Annotated in this window: 15 protein-coding genes; 8 read left to right on the plus strand and 7 right to left on the minus strand. The window is 50.4% G+C overall.

Features of this window, described 5'->3' with window-relative positions:
* Positions 1-76 precede the first annotated feature (76 nt).
* Genes QOL41_RS05760 through QOL41_RS05775 form a run of 4 tightly spaced genes read right to left on the minus strand, consistent with a single transcriptional unit; the run spans position 77 to position 7661 of the window.
* Positions 77-1141: an RluA family pseudouridine synthase gene (locus QOL41_RS05760; RefSeq protein WP_283428986.1), complete on the minus strand. Its 1065-nt coding sequence runs from the start codon at positions 1139-1141 to the stop codon at positions 77-79.
* Positions 1138-2742, minus strand: coding sequence for an NAD(P)/FAD-dependent oxidoreductase (locus QOL41_RS05765; RefSeq protein ID WP_283428987.1), 1605 nt, complete (start codon positions 2740-2742; stop codon positions 1138-1140). Before QOL41_RS05765 ends, QOL41_RS05760 begins: the two co-directional genes overlap by 4 nt.
* Positions 2743-2760: 18 nt before the next feature.
* On the minus strand, positions 2761-5880 hold the full coding sequence (locus QOL41_RS05770; RefSeq protein ID WP_283428988.1) for a right-handed parallel beta-helix repeat-containing protein: 3120 nt from the start codon (positions 5878-5880) through the stop codon (positions 2761-2763).
* Positions 5880-7661 carry a FecR domain-containing protein gene (locus QOL41_RS05775; RefSeq protein WP_283428989.1) on the minus strand — a complete coding sequence of 594 codons (1782 nt, stop codon included), beginning with the start codon at positions 7659-7661 and terminating at the stop codon, positions 5880-5882. The genes QOL41_RS05770 and QOL41_RS05775 overlap by 1 nt, the downstream gene beginning before the upstream one ends.
* Before the next feature lie 245 nt (positions 7662-7906).
* Between QOL41_RS05775 and QOL41_RS05780 the strand changes: the two genes are divergently transcribed.
* The 3 genes from QOL41_RS05780 to QOL41_RS05790 are packed head-to-tail and all read left to right on the plus strand — an operon-like array spanning position 7907 to position 10022.
* Positions 7907-8191 (plus strand): hypothetical protein, encoded by a 285-nt coding sequence (locus QOL41_RS05780; RefSeq protein WP_163438680.1) that lies wholly within the window; start codon positions 7907-7909, stop codon positions 8189-8191.
* Positions 8191-8673, plus strand: a complete 483-nt coding sequence (ybeY, locus tag QOL41_RS05785; protein WP_083564456.1) for an rRNA maturation RNase YbeY — start codon at positions 8191-8193, stop codon at positions 8671-8673. The genes QOL41_RS05780 and ybeY overlap by 1 nt, the downstream gene beginning before the upstream one ends.
* On the plus strand, positions 8673-10022 hold the full coding sequence (locus QOL41_RS05790) for a hemolysin family protein (protein WP_283428990.1): 1350 nt from the start codon (positions 8673-8675) through the stop codon (positions 10020-10022). Before ybeY ends, QOL41_RS05790 begins: the two co-directional genes overlap by 1 nt.
* Before the next feature lie 166 nt (positions 10023-10188).
* Here QOL41_RS05790 and QOL41_RS05795 read toward each other — a convergent pair whose 3' ends face one another.
* Positions 10189-12033 carry a DNA topoisomerase IV subunit B gene (locus QOL41_RS05795; protein ID WP_283428991.1) on the minus strand — a complete coding sequence of 615 codons (1845 nt, stop codon included), beginning with the start codon at positions 12031-12033 and terminating at the stop codon, positions 10189-10191.
* 324 nt (positions 12034-12357) lie between these two features.
* Between QOL41_RS05795 and QOL41_RS05800 the strand changes: the two genes are divergently transcribed.
* From QOL41_RS05800 to QOL41_RS05820, 5 genes are all read left to right on the plus strand, one after another.
* Complete coding sequence (locus QOL41_RS05800) at positions 12358-13521, plus strand: FISUMP domain-containing protein (protein WP_283428992.1); 1164 nt, start codon at positions 12358-12360, stop codon at positions 13519-13521.
* Between the two features lie 334 nt (positions 13522-13855).
* Positions 13856-14707 carry an archaetidylserine decarboxylase gene (asd, locus tag QOL41_RS05805; protein WP_283428993.1) on the plus strand — a complete coding sequence of 284 codons (852 nt, stop codon included), beginning with the start codon at positions 13856-13858 and terminating at the stop codon, positions 14705-14707.
* A 17-nt stretch (positions 14708-14724) separates the two neighbouring features.
* Positions 14725-15591 (plus strand): hypothetical protein, encoded by an 867-nt coding sequence (locus QOL41_RS05810; protein ID WP_283428994.1) that lies wholly within the window; start codon positions 14725-14727, stop codon positions 15589-15591.
* A gap of 54 nt (positions 15592-15645) precedes the next feature.
* The gene (locus tag QOL41_RS05815; RefSeq protein ID WP_173653460.1) at positions 15646-16485 is read left to right on the plus strand and encodes a glycosyltransferase family 61 protein; all 840 of its coding nucleotides are present in this window, start codon (positions 15646-15648) and stop codon (positions 16483-16485) included.
* A 23-nt stretch (positions 16486-16508) separates the two neighbouring features.
* Complete coding sequence (locus QOL41_RS05820) at positions 16509-16838, plus strand: GerW family sporulation protein (RefSeq protein ID WP_173364933.1); 330 nt, start codon at positions 16509-16511, stop codon at positions 16836-16838.
* A gap of 112 nt (positions 16839-16950) precedes the next feature.
* Here the strand turns inward: QOL41_RS05820 and serC are convergent, their stop codons facing one another.
* Positions 16951-18057, minus strand: coding sequence for a 3-phosphoserine/phosphohydroxythreonine transaminase (gene serC, locus QOL41_RS05825; protein WP_072797053.1), 1107 nt, complete (start codon positions 18055-18057; stop codon positions 16951-16953).
* Positions 18058-18280: 223 nt separating this feature from the next.
* On the minus strand, positions 18281-18805 hold the full coding sequence (locus QOL41_RS05830) for a hypothetical protein (protein ID WP_173653459.1): 525 nt from the start codon (positions 18803-18805) through the stop codon (positions 18281-18283).
* Positions 18806-18882: the final 77 nt, after the last annotated feature.

Here is an 18882-nt window from a genome sequence, read left to right on the forward strand (position 1 = left end):
TTTCTCCTTAGACCTCCCGATCCCTTTGTAAAAGTACAAAAAAATTTTTTGGAGGTGGAGAAAAGTCTAGAAGTTCTTATCGGTGTTCGTGGCGGATTGGCTTTAGCTGGTCCACGACGCTTTGCAGTTCCTTAGGAAGTGGGCAATCAAGCACGATTTTATCGCCGTGCCACACAAATTCCAAACGGCAACTGTGCAAGAAGAGGCGGTGGAGCCCGAGTTGCTTTTTGACTTCGCGGTTGAGCGCGAAATCGCCGTAGCGGGTATCGCCGAGGAGCGGGTGCCCAATGCTTGCGAAGTGGGCGCGAATCTGGTGCATACGGCCAGTTTCGAGCTTGATTTTCACGAGGTCGTAGCCTTCGTAATGCTGTTTGACTCGGTAATGCGTAATTGCCTTCTGGGCGTCTTTGCCGGTTTCGCCGACCTTCATTTTGCTGCCCTTGGCGGCATCGGTGCGAGTAAGCGTCTCGTCGATGGTTCCCTTGTCTTTTTTGAGGTTGCCTTTAACGAGAGCGTAATAGAACTTGTCGACTTCGTGTTCGCGAATCATGCGCGTAAAGTCGCGGAGCGTGTCGCCGTGGAGGGCGGCGATAATCATGCCGGAAGTTTCTTGGTCGAGGCGGTGGGCGATGGTGGGCTTAAAGTCGAGCCCTTCGCGGCGGCCCCATTCCCACAGGTATTCTACAAGGCTCTCGCCGGGGCGAGTGCCGGAGCCCGGTTGGCTTGCAAGGCCCGAGGGTTTGTTCACGACCACATAGTCTTCGGTTTGAATGACTATGTCGAGTTCCTTTGCGCCCCAGCCGGATTGTTTTTCGGCAGAAGAGGCGCTCTTGCCCCAGGTCGATTTAGCTTTTGCAAAACCTGCGTTAGATTTTGCTTCTTCGTTTTGGCTTGCGGGGAATTGGATGACATTGGTGGCGCCTTGGGAATCCGCATCGACGCTCTTAAAGTTTTCATAGATGCAGACGGTGTCGCCTTCTTGCAACATTTGATTCGCCTTGCCCACAACGCCATTCACACGGACTTTCTTTTTGCGAATAACGGCGAAAAAGACCGACAGCGATTCGTCGGGGAATGCCTTGCGCAAAAAACGGTCGAGGCGCATGTTGGCAAAATTGCGGTCAATGACTCGGGTAATCATAAGCTTTCCTTTTTCGCGTAGTGGGCGAGTCGCACGCCGTCGGCGGCGCTAGTGACGATTCCGCCGGAATATCCGGCGCCTTCGCCGAGCACAAACAGGCCCTTGGTATTCACGCTTTCAAGCGTTTCGTTGTTGCGACTCATGCGTAGTGGGCTGCTGGTGCGTGTTTCGGGGGCGACAATTAGGCCTTCCTCGATGAATCCAGGAATCTTCTTGTCAAAGTTCTGGAATCCTTCGGCGAGGCTCTTGCAAATGGTTTTGTCCATCCAGTCCCACAGATTGCTTTGCACAAGCCCGCAGGGGTAGGTGGATTTCGGAAGCGATATGTCTTCGCGGTGGGCGAGGAACGCCTTGATGGTTTGGGCCGGAGCGGCGTAACTCTTGCCGCCGACCGCGTAGGCGTCGCTTTCGATTTTGCGCTGGAATTCAAGCCCGCCGAAGAGCTTGTCGCTTGCGGCAATGGGCACGGCGATGGCGCCGTTGGCGAAGGGACCATTGCGGCGGCTGTAACTCATGCCGTTGGTGGCAAGGGTCCCGGGCTCTGAGGCGCAGGGCACCAGAACGCCACCCGGGCACATGCAGAAACTGTAGGCGCTGCTCGATTTGTTTAGTGTCGGGGTGGCGAGAAAATATTCGGCGGAACCCGTGAGCTTGGTGTCTACATTCAGACCGAGTTGGCGCATGTTGATAAGCGCTTGCGGGTGCTCGACGCGCACGCCCATGGCAAAAGCCTTGCTTTCGAGCGCGACGCCACGGGCGTGGAGTATTTCGTAAATGCTCCGGGCAGAATGCCCGACGGCGAGCACCAAGGCTTCGCAGGGTTTCCAATTCGCCTGAGAACTTGGCGTTGAAACGTCTCGCAGCTGGATCGCCGCAATGCGGCTATCCTTAATCTCGATGTCTTCAAGTGCTGTGCTAAAATGAATCTTGCCGCCAAGTTTTGCAATTTCGGCGCGCAGTTCTCGCAACAAGAGCACTAAACGATCCGTGCCGATATGTGGCTTGGCGAAGGTCACGACCGATTCGTCGACTCCAAAGTCGACCATGTCGTGTAGAACCTGTTCCACGAACAGGTTCCGGGTGCGGGTATTAAGCTTCCCGTCACTGAATGCCCCCGCACCGCCTTCGCCAAAAAGCACGTTGCTGTAGGCGTTAAAATTCCGGTCGACAAAGAATCGGCGAATATCGCGGAAGCGTTCTTCTACGCATTTGCCCTGCTCGTACAAATCGACGGCAAAACCTTTACGTAGCAAATGTAATGCTGCCCAAAGTCCACTCGGGCCTGCGCCAATCACGTCTACATGCCCGGGCATTGCGACGCTGTTTTTCTGCGGGTCGGTCTCTAAACTTTCTTTGTCACGTGTTGCCGCTACAAGTCCCTTGGCGTGATTTCCTGTGGCGCGGACTTCGCGCTTCAAGTCGAAAATCACGTTGTAAGACCACTTAGGGTCTCCTTTGCGACGGCTATCCAACGAAAAACGCTCCACCTGCAAATTGAAAATTTCTTCGGGGTGCAGGCGGAGTTCTTTGGCCAAAGCCTCGCGATACTTGCCTTTCTTGGCAAGCGCAACGCTTAGTTCTCTGTAGCGGTAGGTGAACATCACCTCCAAATTTAAAAATTAGAACACGTAATTTACGCGGACACCGCCGTAAATATCCTTGTATTCGTCACTCAAGTTATCCGGGCGGTGGTAATAGGCTGCACCCGTATACCATTCCGAGCTCAAACGCTTGGTGTGGTTTACTCGCAGGTTTATGTTGCCCAACACGTCCATTTCGGTTTCGTCTTCGCTTTTGCCGTTCTCTTCCCAATCTGTGTTCAGGTAACGGAATTCAGCGGAAAGGCCGAGAATCAGGAATCGATTCCGGAACGGAATTTCGAATTCATCGTCAATTGTGAATTCCCGTTCGGTCATGTCGTTGCGTTCGTAGTTCTTAAAGCGGGGAGTAAAACCAAAGTGATTCTGAATATTATTCAAATTGGTTGTTGCCGAAAGTGGGTAAGCGTGTTCAAAGTAGTCTGCGCCGCCAAAATAGTAACCCAGCTTAGCCCAAGTTGTATTCGAAAGATTCATGCCTTTAATCAAGTCGTCTTTATAGAACTTGGAATCGTCGGTGCGGAGAGTCCAACGTCCGCCGGCTCTGAACGTGGTATTGAAAGCCTTGACAGAAAGGTCCAAGTTCCATGTGTTCTTGTAGATTCTTTCCTGGAATTTAGAAGCGAGATATTCTTCGCCCCAAAGTCCCGTGTACTGAGCCCAGCGTGCAGCGTCCACTTCGGTAATCGTTTCTCCGTCAACGATTTCGGTTGTTGCGTTGCCCATGCGTGCGGCAAACCAATCATCTTTATAAATACCGTCTTCCAGAATATAGTTACCACGGAGTTGGTAGGGACGGTACTGGGTGCGGTATTCCAGATTGTATCCGACATTCACGTCGATGTTTTTTCCAATTTTGAAATCGTTTCCCAAAGTCCAGTTCTGAATGTATTTGGTTCGGTCATAATCCAGTTCGTGTTCGTCGAACCATTTGGAATTGTCGTTGCTGTAAAGTCCCCATTGGGTTCCTTCGCCAAGGCCAAAGAGATTGTTTTTGCCATCTTTTGCGGCATTCTCGATATTAAGGGCGTACCCAAAGTTAAGCGTCCAGAAGTCTGTGATAATTTGCTTGATGTTGGCGCCGAATTCACGAGTGTCCGAAAGCTGATCCGGAGAACCTGCGCTGTAGAAGTCTTCACCAATATATTTGAGGTGGGTGGAAATCGATGTCTTGTAAATGTTCCAGTAGAGCGAAGCTCCGAAGGCGAAATTCTGACTGCCCCAATTGAGACCCATTACGCGGTCTTCGTCACGGTCACTGTCGTAGTTCTTCTTTAGCGTCTTGGCTTCGCGAATCAAAGTACGCAAGGAATCGCGCATTTGCGGACGAGTCAAAGTGGTATTACCGCCAAAGATTTCTTCAAGTTCTTCTGCCGAAAGCGAATTGATTTTGTTTTCGTTTATCATCAGTTGACGGAGCTTCGCCATCGATGTCGTGCTGATTCCGGCTTGGGTAAACACCTTGTTGATTGCGCGTTCCCTGAAAACGTCGGCGGTGTCGGCACGGCCAACAGCAATTTGTCCGTTCAGTTCGATATCGCCGGGGTAGAATAGCCAATTTCCGTCGGCGTACAAAGTGAGCGATTGTTGTAAGGGCTCGCTTGTAATGGTGGTGCGGCTTCCGCCATCGCGTAGGAGCGGATCGTGAATTTCATCATCGGCGTAAATGGCGCCTAAGCTAATGTCAAAGTGGCGAAGGGGAGCCCATTTGACAGATCCTCCGTAAGCAAGGCGTTGTGCCTGGGCTTCACCATCTTCTATATAGTTCTTGTAAATATCGGGGTGGCGGTCTCCAATCAAATAGGGCTTGCGGTTTTCTCCAAAGAATCCGTTCAATTCTAACACAGGCTGGTTGGCGTTATTCTTGAGGAGTGATAGCGTGTAGCCGATACCAAAGATCGGGAGCGAAGTCATGTAGAGGTCACCGCCGGTTTGAGTAAAGTCACCCAACACAAATTTGTGGTAGCTGTCAGTGTAGGTCAGCGTAATCGGATTCGGCGAGAAATAGTTCCAAGTGTTGGCGGAAATGTCTCCGTTGAATTCAATGGACTTGCCGTCGGTCGATTGCATCAAAAGATAAATGCTCGCGTCTGTTCCAAAACCGGGAACTTCGAAGCTGTTCGAGGTGCGTTCTCCATGCACCTTGCGGGTCTTTATGTGATGGTAGTGGTTGTCGAGAGAAACGCTACCGATAAGGCTCCAAGGCTTTTGTGTGGAATCCGCTTTGTTTTCGTTTGCCTCTTTTTGTGCAAATAAGTCTGCGATTTTATCCTTAGCATTAATCGGGCGGCTTTCGATGCCTGGAATTTCAGGACTTGCAGGGAGTGCCTGTGCGACACCGTTGTAATCCTTCTTGAATTCGGTTTCGTTTCCTCCAATGCTTTCAATGACGCCTTTATCCAAAACGTCTGCGGAACTTGCTCCCACTTTGTTGTTCTTTACTTGGCTGTTGGTGAAAGACAAGTGGTTGTTAGCCATGTTCAAAACGGCATACGAGTTCTTTTCAAAGTTTGCCGAAGTTACTTCTGTAATGGCGAGCGGGGCGTTGTAAAGGGCGACGTTATTGTCGGCGAAATAAACATCGAAAATGTTGGCATCGCTGTAACTGTCAATATGGACTGCGGCACCGTTGTTCTTGGTGAACTGCGTTCCGCTGATTGTCACCTTTGAATTCTTGGCGTATACGCCGCGGTTCGATGTTTCTTTGATTTTGCTAGACAGAATACTGGCTGCACTATTTTCAATGACAATGCCGTTTGCAGCACCAATGATAATGGAACCTCTGATTTCAGAAGGCTCGCTACCGGTAATAAAGATTCCCTTCCAGTCTCCGTTTTGTGAATTGCTCGCTGCTGAAGTGAATACGACTTCATCGTCTCCTAAACCAGCCGCAACAAACTGGCCTTTGACATAAAGACCTGTTCCTGGAGCGAATTGAAGCTTGACGCCCGGTTCTATAACGAGAACCTGGTTTGGCTCAACGGTGATATCTCCGGTGACGGTATATGGAGATTGGTCAACTTTGATAAATCCGTGGACAGAACCGCTTAGTGGCGTTCCTTGTCCTAAAGCGGACGGTTCCTGGGCGTATGTCAAAACGGTCGTTAGGGCGATAATTGAAAAAAGGACGCTGTTTTTCATTACGGGACCCCGTATGTTTTGGGTTTTTCAAGAATTTCGCCGCTCTTTAAAGTGACTGTTACCTTGATTTTGGTCGTGCCGTAGGGGATGTTGACCTGTTGGTCAATATGGTTTGACTGTAAATCCGTACCGCGAAGTATCTGGTTCTGCTTACCGGGTTGCGAAATCACGATTTGCTTGATGTAAATCGGGTCGTTTTGCGGAAGCCCTGTGACCGAGAAGCCAAAAGATCTAGGAATGGTTCGTTTGTCTGGCGGAGACGGCACACGCGGAAGAAGTTCAATGTCGCCATTGTCGAAGCGGATTTTGGCAGTCTTGATGGGCGGGAAGCATTCAAGAGTCTTGCTGATTTTGTCCTTGTTTCCGGCAAGATCTTCAACCTGGAATGTATAAAGATGTACACCCTGAGTCAAATTTTGGGTAAACTTGCTGTCGTTTTCGAAGTAAGATTCCTTTTGGATGACATTGTCAACGAAGAAGGTATAAATAGATTTGTCTCCTTTGCTTTGATCAAGAGAAAGCGATGCTTTGCACTTGTTTACAGAAAGCGTTAATTTAGGAGGCAACAGGTTTACGGTCTTGCAACTCTTGATAACCTTAAGCGGTATGGTTTCTTTGTACTTGCCGTTGGTAGACGATGTGTAGTTCACATAGATATTTTTTTCGTCCCAGTTCCCGTTTTTATCGGACACGGGAATTGAATGCGTAAATTGTCCTTTTGCGCTTAGCGGTATAAGGTTTGCCGAAGTGTATTTGCCGAGCGAAACCGTGAGATTTGCTTGCAGGTCGGTTGTGTCAAATGTTCCTTCGACTGTGGCCATTGCTGGGTCGCAAACTTCTAGCGGAGTTCCTGATGTGATGGTTAGGGGCGCTTTTGAAGTAGATTCGTTCGGATTTGGGGCGTAATAGGTTGTTACGAGTCCGCACTGGAATGAGGTTGAATTATCTCCATCAAAGAAACAGGTGACGGGGAATTTCTTTTGACCGACTTCGGTGGGTTCCCAGTCGACGTTGATGCTGATTTCAGAACCATTGGAACGGATTGGCTGGTCAAAAATGCGGACGTGTGTTCCCTTGGTGCAGGTTGCCTTGATGGTCTGTTTCGGAGAATAGACCGTGTCGGGGAGTGCGGTAATGGAACATTTAATCTTGCTTTTTTGTTCGTTTATGCGCTTCGAAATTTGCTTGTCTTTTTCGTGAATGGCTTTCTGGAGCGAATCAAGGGAAATAGAGGTGTTGCTCAGGAGCGTGTCGAGGGCGTTAAAGAGTTGCGAATTTCCCGACGAGGCAAGTTCGAGAATGAGAAGTCCCTTTTTACAATAAACAATAGTCTGACCACCTGTAATAGAGGTCATGTTTTGATTTTCGTCGGGGGTAAAGTCAAGATTTCCGGTTGCAAGAGATGCAATGGAGCAGCTGTTCGATACGCCCACAAAGCCGTCTGTACCTCGGATGGCGGCGGTGGAGTTGCCGGTCTTGAACTTGAATTTGCTCTTGTTGTTCGCCTGCTTTTGCACGTCGAACTTCATGCTGCCTTTTTTGACGACGGTTTCAAAATTGTTTTCGCCGTTTTCAAAAGAAAGCTTCGTGATGGCGACAAAGGTGTTTTCCTGAATGCTGAAGGAACCGCCGTCGGGGAGTGCGACGATGACTTCGGATTCCAAAAGGGTTTCGATGTTGTCGCCTTCCTTGACGTTTTTGGCTTTTTTAAGGCCTGGAGTCGGTTCAGAAGACTTTACCACCTGCTTTTCAGAATTGCGGTAAAGGAATACTTCACCCACAGCGTAGTGGATTTTAGCAGTTTTTGCAGCAAATGTAACCCCGACAAGAATGGCTAGAAGGGCGGCTTGAAGGCTAAAAAAACGTGAAAAAGACATAAAGCCTCGCTTTATAGTAACATTCTGCCGTAAATATATGTATTTTTTTTGCATACTTAGAATGTGTGCAATACACCTAAGTAATGAAATAAAGACTTTTTTCAAAGCATTTTGAAAGAAGGTCGAAACCTATAACTACAGGACTGAATATGGAAGTTGAAGAACTGACCGTTGCCTATAGCGATGAAGATACCGGTGAAGAAGTCATCAAGGAAATCGGCAAGGAAATCCTTTCGAAGGGTGCATGGCCGACCGTGATGTTCTTTTACCAGGAAAGGGACCCGAAGACCGGTGAATTTACCGAACCCAAGGTGTCGCTGCGCCGCTACCGCAAGATGGCGGGCAATTTCAAACCCCAGGGCAAGTTCAAGATTACGGGCAAGGCACAGGCCGAAGCTATCATAGACGTCCTCAAGAAGTGGTATAACATTTAATGCCAGACCCTGCTAGTCGAAAGAAGAAGTATAATATCGAGTTCCTTTGCGAGGGGGACATCGAGGCTTTTCCGTATAAGGACAAGTTCGAAAAGATGGCTCGCAAGCTCCTTGCCGAAGAAGGCAAGGAAAAAGACGTGAATATCGTGCTCTGCACCGACGAGTTCGTGCGCACCATGAACCGCGACTATCGCGGTCTCGACAAGGTGACCGACGTTCTTTCGTTTGAATGGAAAAACGAACTTGGAGTCGAAATCCCTGAAGATGAGGCCATGCTCGGCGAAATCTACATCGCCCGTGAGCAGGTGCGCCGCCAGGCTCCCGAATACGGCAACACGTTTTACGCCGAAATGAAGCGCGTGATTGTACACGGGCTTTTGCACCTTTCGGGCTACGACCACATCAAGGCCGCTGACCGTAAGGTCATGCGCAAGCGTGAATGCGAATTCCTGGGACTTGACCCGTACAAGGAAGGTGCCTAATGGAATCTTCTGAAAGTTACGCCGTCGCGTTCCTAGTTGTTTTTGTCCTGACATCGTTCTCGTTTTCGCTGATCAAGGCTGCTTTTAGCGCCATTTATGCCAAGCGTGACGCTCGTGACCGTGAAGGTCGCGAAGAGGTGGTTGCATCCCTGGTGGAACTGCCGGGCTTTAACGAGACGATTTCGATCGGTCGCATCTTCTGTAACGTGGGTGCGGGCGTTCTGGGCTTTTACCTGTTCCAGATGATTCCCTGGAACTGGGTGCAGGACTACTGGTTCCTGGCTTTTGCCGCTTACCTGGTGGTCGCATGCATCGGCATTTACACCATTACGGTGTTCTTGGCGAACCTGCTCGGGAACTTGAAGCCGGACACTTTTGCAGTGGTGCTGATTCCGCTGTTCAAGTTCATTCGACTCCCGTTTGCGCTGCCGGCAAAGATTTGCCACCTGCTCTTTGTCAAGATTCTGAAGGTCTTGGGCTACGATTCCAAGTTGAGCTTCTTGCCTGAAGAACGCCGCGACGCTGTGCAGGCTCAGGCCGACCTTTCGGATGAGGCTGACCCCGATGCCGAAGGCCTGGAACAAGAAGAACGCCAGATGATTTTGAACATCTTCGACTTCGTGGAAACTCCGGTGCGCGAAATCATGACGCCGCGTGTGGACATGTGCGCCGTCGAAGCCGGTACTCCGCTTGAAGAATTGGTGAAGGTCTTGAATACCGAACGCCATTCCCGCTTGCCGGTGTACAAGGAAACCGTCGATAACATTGTCGGTATTCTTTCGAACCGTGACTTCTTGGAATGGTACACTGAACACCGCGACGAACCGTTTGATATCATGAAGCTTGTGATGCCGCCGGTATTCGTGCCTTACCACAAGAAGATTGACGACATGCTCACCGAATTGCGCAAGACGGGTAACCAGCTCGCCATCGTGGTGGATGAATATGGCGGAACCGCTGGCCTTGTCACGCTCGAAGACATTCTCGAAGAAATCGTGGGCGAAATCAAGGACGAAGATGACGTGGACGAAGATGAAGACGTGCAACGCCTTAAGGATGGCCGCTTCATTCTCGACCCGATTATGACGCTTTCCGATTTGGAATACAAGCTCGGCGTGGAACTCGAAGCTCCCGAAAATTCCCATGTGGAAACGCTTTCGGGCCTGATTCAGGCAACACTCGGCATCATTCCGTCTCCTGGCGCCGAAGTCACCATCAAGGGGTACACTTTCCGCGTGCTCAAGATGGACGGTACCCGCATGGAAAAGGTGCTCATGATCCAGCCCGGCAAGGGCAAGACCAAGAACATCAAGGCTGTGCCCCGCACACAAGCGTTCAAAGTCGTGTAGTACTGAGTCATGGGCTCGGGGCAAAGCCCCTTAAAGATAAAAAAAGCAGCATTTCAATGCTGCTTTTTTGCTTAAGTAGAGATCCTTCGACTTCGCCTAACGGCTTCGCTCAGGATGACACGTTCGTGTCACTTCCTACCGCCTATTTTCTACTGTCTACTAATCACTACAGCTCTTCCACTGCTTCGGCGCGGAGGTTCTGCACGATGTGGTCCTGACGCTGCGGCGTGTTGTTGCCCATGTAGTAGGCGAGCATCTTGCCGAACGAGGCATCGGGTGGAAGCACCACCGTTTCAAGGCGCATGTCTTCGCCGATGAACTGGCCGAATTCTTCCGGAGAAATTTCGCCGAGACCTTTGAATCGAGTGATTTCGAGGCCGGTCTTGCCGATTTCCTTGGCGGCTCTGTCGCGTTCCGTTTCGTCGTAGCAGTACTTGGTCACCTGTTTGTTACGCACGCGGAAAAGCGGCGTCTGCAGAATGAACAGGTGCTTCTGTTCCACGAGTTCGGGGAAGAACTGCAAGAAGAAGGTCATCAAGAGCAGACGAATGTGCATGCCGTCCACATCAGCATCGGTTGCGATAATCACCTTGTCGTAGCGGAGGTTCTCGAGACCGTTTTCGATATCGAGAGCGTGCTGCAGTAGGTTGAATTCCTCGTTTTCGTACACGACCTTCTTGGTCATGCCGAAGCTGTTGAGCGGCTTACCGCGCAAGCTGAACACGGCCTGCGTCTGCACGTTGCGAGCCTTGGTAATAGAACCCGAAGCAGAGTCACCTTCGGTAATGAAGATCATGGTTTCGCGGTTCAACTGATTCTTGACGTCGGTCAGGTGAATTTTGCAGTCGCGGAGTTTGCGGTTGTGCAGGTTCGCCTTTTTCGCACGGTCGTTCGCAAGCTTCTTGATGCCCGCGATTTCCTTGCGTTCACGTTCGTTCTGCGTAATGCGGTTTAAAAGGGCCTTTTCGGTTTCCGGATTCTTGTGCAGGTAGTTGTCGAGCTGCGAGGCGACGTAATCCACAATCCAGGTACGCAGTTGGGCGCCACCCGGAGCGACCGTCGTCGAACCGAGCTTGGTCTTGGTCTGCGATTCGAAAACCGGTTCCTGAATGCGCACGGAAATGGCGCCGATAATGCAGTTGCGCACGTCGGCCGGGTCCAAGTCCTTCTTGAAGTGGTCGCGGGCACCCTTCACGATGCCTTCACGGAAGGCCTGCTGGTGTGTACCGCCCTGCGTGGTGTGCTGACCGTTCACAAAGCTGTAGTAGTGTTCGCCGTACTGGTTGCCGTGGGTAAAGGCGACTTCGATGTCGTTTGCCTTAAAATGGGCCACCGGGTAGCGGATAGAATCGTCCACATGGTTCTGCAACAGGTCCAGGAGCCCGTTCGGGCTGTTGTAGGTCTTGCCGTTCATCACCAGCGAAAGGCCGTTGTTCAGGTAGGCGTAGTTCCAGACCTTTTCTTCCATGTAGCCCGGCAGGAATCGGAAATTCTTGAAAATGCTGGCATCCGGTTCAAAGTAGATTTCGGTACCGTTCTTTTCGGTCGTATTCTTTTCGCGTTCTTCGCGGACAAGCTTGCCCTTGCTGAATTCGGCTTCCTTCACGCGGCCGTCGCGGAAACTCCTGACGATAAACTTGGTCGAAAGCGCGTTCACCGCCTTGGTACCCACACCGTTCAAACCTACCGACTTCTGGAAGGCTTCGGAGTCGTACTTACCACCGGTGTTAATCTTCGATACGCAGTCGATGACCTTGCCGAGCGGAATACCGCGGCCAAAGTCGCGCACGCGGGCGCTGTGGTCTTCAATGTCTATGATAATCTGCTTACCGGCACCCATCACGAATTCGTCGATGGAGTTGTCGATAATTTCCTTAACCAGCACATAAATGCCGTCGTCGGGGCTGTTGCCGTCGCCGAGCTTGCCGATGTACATACCCGGACGTTCGCGGATATGTTCGTTCCATTCCAGTGTTCTAATGCTGTCTTCGGTATACTTTGCTGCTGCCATAGTAATTAGAAACTCTCGTTAAAATTTAAGTCGGTACAAAGATAAACAATTTTTTTGACAGCTGAGTGTCAAAATCGCTCCAGACACAATATAGCAAAAAGCATACGCCTGGTGTGCGAATGTGCAGTAAAAAGTGTTTTTACATGGAAAAGGGGGAAGAATCCCCCTGCCTCGCACTTCGTTGCTCACCACCCTCTCGCCTAGGTGGCTCCGCCCCCTAACACCCCCGATGGATCCACACGGATGGGGAATCACTAACGTGATTCCTGTTTTAATAATTTAAATTTGGAAAAAAGGTTCTTTTGAGGTTACCGGAGGTCTTCTGTGAAGATTTTTAACGCTTTGGCTCTGTCCATTCTCCTAGCCCTGCTCGCAGCATGTGGCGATGAATCCTCTTCTTCTGTTTCGCCGGAACCGGGCGACGGTTCTTCGTCTTCTGTCATCCCCGCCTCGAGCGGGGATCTCCAATCCTCGTCTTCTCAAAAGAGTTCCGGCAAGGATAAGTCTTCTTCCTCGATTGAAGAGAAATCCTCTAGTTCCGTAAGCGGTAAGAATAGCAGTTCGTCGGTGGTTGAGTCGAATAGTAGCGAGGAATTTCATCTTTGCGAAAATGGGGATAATGTGACTGCTGAGGGTTTGAAGACTATCACGCACTATATTTGTGAGAACAATAACTGGGTTGTCGTATACACAGTTCGAAAAGATTCCCTCGATTCTCTCGCTGCAATTGAAAAAAATAAGGAACACCCTAATTTGGATAGCCTTTTTGCTGGCTATCGTGGAGAATATCTAGAGTTTGAAGACCCTCGAGACGGTCATAAGTACAAGTATGTTGAGTTTATTTGGCATTCCGAGGATGGTAAGGGAAGGGATACCTTCTATGTGATGGCCGAAAACTTGAATTACGGTAAAATGGTATTGGGCGGAGCAACGAAATTTGACGACAAAGTGACAGAAAAACTATGCTACGTAGATGACGAATGGTTCTGCGATAACCATTTTGGCGGTCTTTACACTTGGGCCGAGGCAATGAATTTACCCAAGGTTTGCGATTCTGTTGCCGTGGACAGTAATGACGCGTGCAAGAGTTTTGCAAATGCTGTCAAGAGCGTTAGCGATCCTCGGGTAGTCCGTTGGCAAGGAATTTGCCCGGACGGTTGGCATATTATGAATCAGTACGAATGGGCGCATACTACAAAAAATTCTAGTAGTCTCCGTTCTAAGGCTGTATGGGAAAAAAATGCTGGTTCAAATAGTTCTGGCATGGCGATTATTCCAACTGGAGAATGGGTTAGAGGGAAGGATTTTTCCGGAATCCATGAATTTGTTAATTATTGGATGCCTACTGAGTTGAATCAAAAGAATGCAAAGAACATCTTTTTTTCATCTGTTTCGCAATCTTTAGACTCTGATGGAAATTCAGGTGGAAAAAATATGTTTGAGCCAGTCCGTTGTGTGATGGATGCTAACAACACCTTGACTCACTAGTTCTTTTTGGGTGCGGGAAAAGCGGAGGCGAGAGCCTGACCGCAAAGCGAACATTCCGGAACGGCCATGTGAGCGTGCGGTGCAGGCTGAGACGGAGCGCTCTTCGCAATAGGGGACCTTATTAAACTCATCAGAAATCACGTTAGTGATATCGATAAATGCGTAAGGCGAGTGAAACAGGATTGCTTGCAAGCCTACTTCCGTGCCTAGCATTTAGTACGTTAGTACAATCAGCGTGATAATCATATTAATAAAAAATGCCGTTAGGCATTTCCAATCCGTGTGGCTATTAAGTCAAATTTCTTGGCAATAAAAGTTTTCTATCTTTGGCCGTATGAATACTGCTTTTTATGTCTTTATGAAGTTGTTGCCGAAGAATGCCGCTAGCCGTGCCTTCGGTGCTTTGACTCGCCTCAAGTTGCCCGTGATTTCGAAGGCAATGCGCAATGCTTTTGCGAGTTACTACAAGCTGAACATGGAAGAATCGGAATTCCCGATTGATCATTACGCAAACATTGGTGAACTTTTTATCCGCAGGCTCAAGCCGGGAATGCGCCCGATTGCTGATTCCGAAATCGTGTCGCCGGTGGACGGAGTGCTTTCGCAGACGGCGACGTTCGACGAAAAGCAGGAATTGATTCAGGCCAAGGGCAAGACTTACACGCTCAAGGACCTGCTTCGCGACGAAGAAATGGCTGCCCGCTTTGAAGGTGGCGCCTTCGCAACGATTTACCTTGCTCCGTTCAACTACCACCGCATTCATAGCCCCGTGAAGGGCGAGGTGGTGGATGCGAGCTACTGCCCGGGTACACTTTGGCCGGTGAATGTCGGCAGCGTGGAACGCGTAGAAGGCCTGTTCTGCATCAACGAACGCCTTACGAGCCACTTGCGCTTGGACGACGGTTCCGAAATGCTGGTGGTGAAGGTCGGAGCCACGAACGTGGGCCGTATCGGGGTTGCCTACACGGACGAACTCTTGGTGAATGCGGGCAAGCTCCCGCGCAACTGCAAGCGCTACGACTGGAAACCCGCTCAGAAAATCACCGTGGAAAAGGGTGGCGAACTTGGCCGCTTCGAAATGGGCAGCACCGTGATCCTCGTGGTCGACAAGAAAATCCGCGAAAGGAATCCGGGACTCTTCCAGAGCCGCGTAGGAACTGCCGTGAAGGTGGGCGAGGCCCTCTAATATTTTAGGTTTTGCCGATGGTCTCGGTCAAGCGATTTATTCACGATGAGCCCGCGTTGTTCAAGGCGACGGCGGAATTCGTGCGGTTGTTTGCCCGAATCGATGACCCGGTTCTTACGGTTGCAAAGCAAGAAAAGGGCGCAAACGAACGCATCGCGTGGACGCTTTTAGGCACGGCACTTTTTCAAGATGTAAGCTACCCTGAATTTGTGACGCTTTTGCAGGCGCTGAACGAAAAATTCCCTGGTGAAAAACTCTGGACGCTGCCGGTGCCGAAGGCGCAGGATATTGAATCATGCGTAGAATCAGCATTCGGTTGCCGCACCTGGTCCATGTTCGAAAATGTGGCAGGAATTTTCTGGAGTGTCGGACTTTTTGTGCGCCGGCACGGGAATTTACAGGAATGGCTCAAGTCCCGCACGCCCGAAGAAATCTGGCGCGATTTAGGCGAGATTTATTTTATGGGCAAGGGAAACCCGCGCCCGAAAGTTTGCGCCGCGATTTACCGCTTGCTTGCGCCCGCACCGGTGGGGCTTTCGCTCGACTGTGCGCCTTCGCCTAAATGGCCGCCCTTGCCGCTGACCATGGGCGCTCGCCGCTACCTCTCAATTCTTGGGCCAGCAAGCGACGGCTTTGCGGACTTGGAGCCCGCGCAAAAGCAAAAGCTTGCGATTGACATGTATGTGGCGCTTGTGCAGCATTTGATGGAACAATCCGAGAATGCCGAGGTGAAAAAGTCAAAGGTTGACGCCTTGACCGCCTACGTGGCCGCACACAGCCTGCAATTCTACTTGGAAGACGGAACCGACGGCTTTATTTGCCGACATTTTACCGACCATTGCCGCAAATGCCCCCTGCGGGAATATTGCAGTTTTGCAGAGTAGAAATTTCTAAGCTCTACCAACTAAGTTCTACCAACTATTAACTAAATTTAGGCTATGCGTTTTTCTTCTCGATTCTTTAAGATGGTTCTGGTTGCAAGCGTTGTCGCGCTTGTGGCAGGCTGCCAAAAGAAAGTGGAAAAACCGATTGATTATTCCTCGATTACTTACAAGCGTTTGAGCCCGGCTTCGTTCAAGGCTGATTCTTCGAAGAATGCTGAAATTCCTTCGTTGGAACGCCGCTACGATTACCGCTACGCCATTATGCTTGGCGATACGCTTGGTGTGTCGGTGCTTGAATTCGAAAGCGATGTTTACGCGCTTGACTATTACATGAACAGCGGACATTTCCAGGGGAGTATCCCGATTCTGAGGGGAAACTTCTTGGAACAGAGTTTCCGCGCTGACAAGCGCATCTTTATCTTTAGGCATGACAGCTACCGCCGTTACGAGCGCGCTGACCTGGAAGATTACGTGCGCAAGTTCCCGGGCTACCATGGTGGATTCCCGCAGGCGTTCTTGAGCTTGCCGTTTGAACACCGCGAACAAGGCCGCGCCTCTATAGAAACCCGATTCTTTATGGGCGTCAAGTCGACCTTCCCAGTGTTGGTGCAAAGCTACCGCGACGGCAACCTGCGCTGGAATGTGGCCCGCAGTTGGGACCAGGTAGAATCTGATGCGTTTGAAACATGGGCGTCGGGTCTTAAGCAGGTGACTCCGAACGAAATTGTTACGGCAAATGATTGCGTTTACTTTGAAGCGGGCGAAGGCTCTTACGGAATCGCAAGTCGTTTGTCTGGTGGGCGAGTTGCCGTTGTCTGGGGCTATATGTCTTGGCCGGACTTGGAACGCACGTTCTTTACCGCCAGCGACCGCATTTTTGAGGCTCGTTTTTAACTTTTATTTGTTATATTAAAGACATGGCTATTGAAAAACTTGCAGAAACTCTTTTGGAAAAGCTCCGTTTCATCACTAAGGCGGAAACGGTTATCGGTAACCCCATTCAGGCCGGTGAATCTACCGTTGTGCCCGTGAGCCGCGTGTCGGTGGGCTTCGGTTTTGGTGGTCACCAGTCCAAGGGTGATACTTCTGCCTCTGGCGGTGGCGCCTCGGTGGAACCGGTCGCCTTCCTCGTCATCAAGGGTGACGATGTGCGCGTGATGCCCATTAGCAAGGACAGTTCGCTTGTCTCCAAGGTCATGGACATCGTGCCCGACGTGGTGAACAAGTTCAAGAAAAACGAAGATTAATAACGTCATTGCGACCCTCGAAGAGGGAAAGCAATCTTAATCAATTTTATAAACGAAAAAGCCTCGGTTTTCACCGAGGCTTTTTGAATTGTTTCGAGAGGGTTCGGATTAATTAACCGAGAACCTTCTTTTCGAAGTCGCCGAGGCAGTCAACGAGAGCCTGCACGCCTTCGACCGGCATTGCGTTGTAAATGGATGCGCGGAAGCCACCCACAGAGCGGTGACCCTTGAGCTGCTGCAGACCGCGAGCCTTTGCGAATTCGAGGAATTCCTTAGCGAGATCGTCAGCCTTGTCAGCGGCAACCACGTCCTTGTTGAACACGAACGGAACGTTCATGATGGAGCGGTCTTCCTTAGCAGCAGTACCGACGAACACCTTGGAGTTGTCGAGGGCGCTGTAAAGGAGAGCGGCCTTGGAGCGGTTCACCTTTTCGATAGCGTCCACGCCACCGAATTCCTTGAGCCACTTGAGGGTGCGGTTCATCACGTACACGGCGAATACCGGAGGAGTGTTGAACATGTTGGCAGCGTCAATGTGAGTCTGGAAGTTGAGCATGGTCGGGATGGTGCGGTTCACCTTGCCGAGGAGGCCCTTCTTGATGATGGTAACAGTCACGCCAGCGCAGCTGATGTTCTTCTGAGCGCCACCGTACACAACGCCGAAGTCAGACACGTTGATCTTACGAGCGAGGAAGTCGGAGCTCACGTCAGCCATGAGGAAGCCAGACTTCGGCTTCGGGAAGTTGTGCCATTCGGTACCGTAGATGGTGTTGTTGGCAGTCACGTGGAGGTAGCTGGCGTTGTCGGAGAGCTTCAGGTTCTTGTCGATGCGGCTGTAAGTTTCAGACTTGGTGTCGCAAGCGGCGAGAGCGTTACCGAACTGCTTAGCTTCCTTGTAAGCCTTGTTTGCCCAGACACCGGTCAGAGCGTAGTCGGCCGTAGCGTCCTGGTCGAGGAAGTTCATCGGGAGCATGCAGAACAAAAGGGAGCAACCACCACCGAGGAAAACGATGTCATAGTCTTCAGGGATGCCCATCAATTCACGGAGGTACTGTTCCGTCTGGGCGAACATGTTTTCAATCGGCTTTGAACGGTGACTCATGGAGAGAATGCTGATGCCGCTGTTTTCGAAGTCGATGCATGCAGCAGATGCTTCCTTGAGTGCCTGTTCGGGCAGGACAGACGGTCCTGCGCTAAAGTTATAGACTTTATTTGCCATGGTTGTGTTCCTTTTTGTTTTGCCCCGCATGGTTTACGGGGACTCTTAAATTACGCGCGTAAAAATAGCAAAATACGGCTTTTTCGGCTACTGTTTTTTGACGTGAGATAAAACTCTTATGATGAACTGCAATGGGAATGCGATGGAGCGCAAAAAGAAAATGGCAGACTTTCGTCTGCCATAAAAATGTTTCTGAACTCAGAAATCCGAATTCGGAATGGGGTTACACGCCGAGGGCTTCGATAGCCGCCTGGTACTTCTTGAGGCGGAACTTGGTCTTGAGTTCGCGGCGTTCCTGACGCTTGATGTACTTGTCTTCCAAAAGCACGTTCAGAATGGCGCTCTTGGCCTTGGCCATCAGCGGGTCATCCTTGAGGGTACCCATGAACTTCACGAATTCCTTTTCGCGGGCTTCGTAGTTTGCTTCTTCGGCGGGGACACCTTCGGCCATCAGCTTGCAGCTGTATTCGTCGATCCAGCCCTGGTTCTTGTGGTAAGTCATCTTCTGGATCTTTTCGACCATGTCGGCCGGAACGCCCATAGCGATCACTTCTTCAGGGGTTTTCTTGGTAGAATCGGTAATCAAGTCCTGCAAAATGGCGAGCGTTTGAACCTCTTCGGATTCACCCTTGTTCTTGAGGTAGTCTGCAACGTTCTGCAGAAAATCAATGTAGGGGCCGCCGGCCTTGTCCATCTGGTTCTTGTGGACGTCGGCTGCAATTTTGTAGGCTTCAGCGTAAGAAAGCATAATTATCCTTTTAATAAATAAAATCTTTTGGCACCCGACGGTGCTATACCCTCAATATATATAATCAAAAGCGAAAA

This window comes from Fibrobacter sp. UWB10, from assembly GCF_900182935.1.
In the GTDB taxonomy this organism is placed as follows: Bacteria; Fibrobacterota; Fibrobacteria; order Fibrobacterales; family Fibrobacteraceae; genus Fibrobacter; species Fibrobacter succinogenes_O.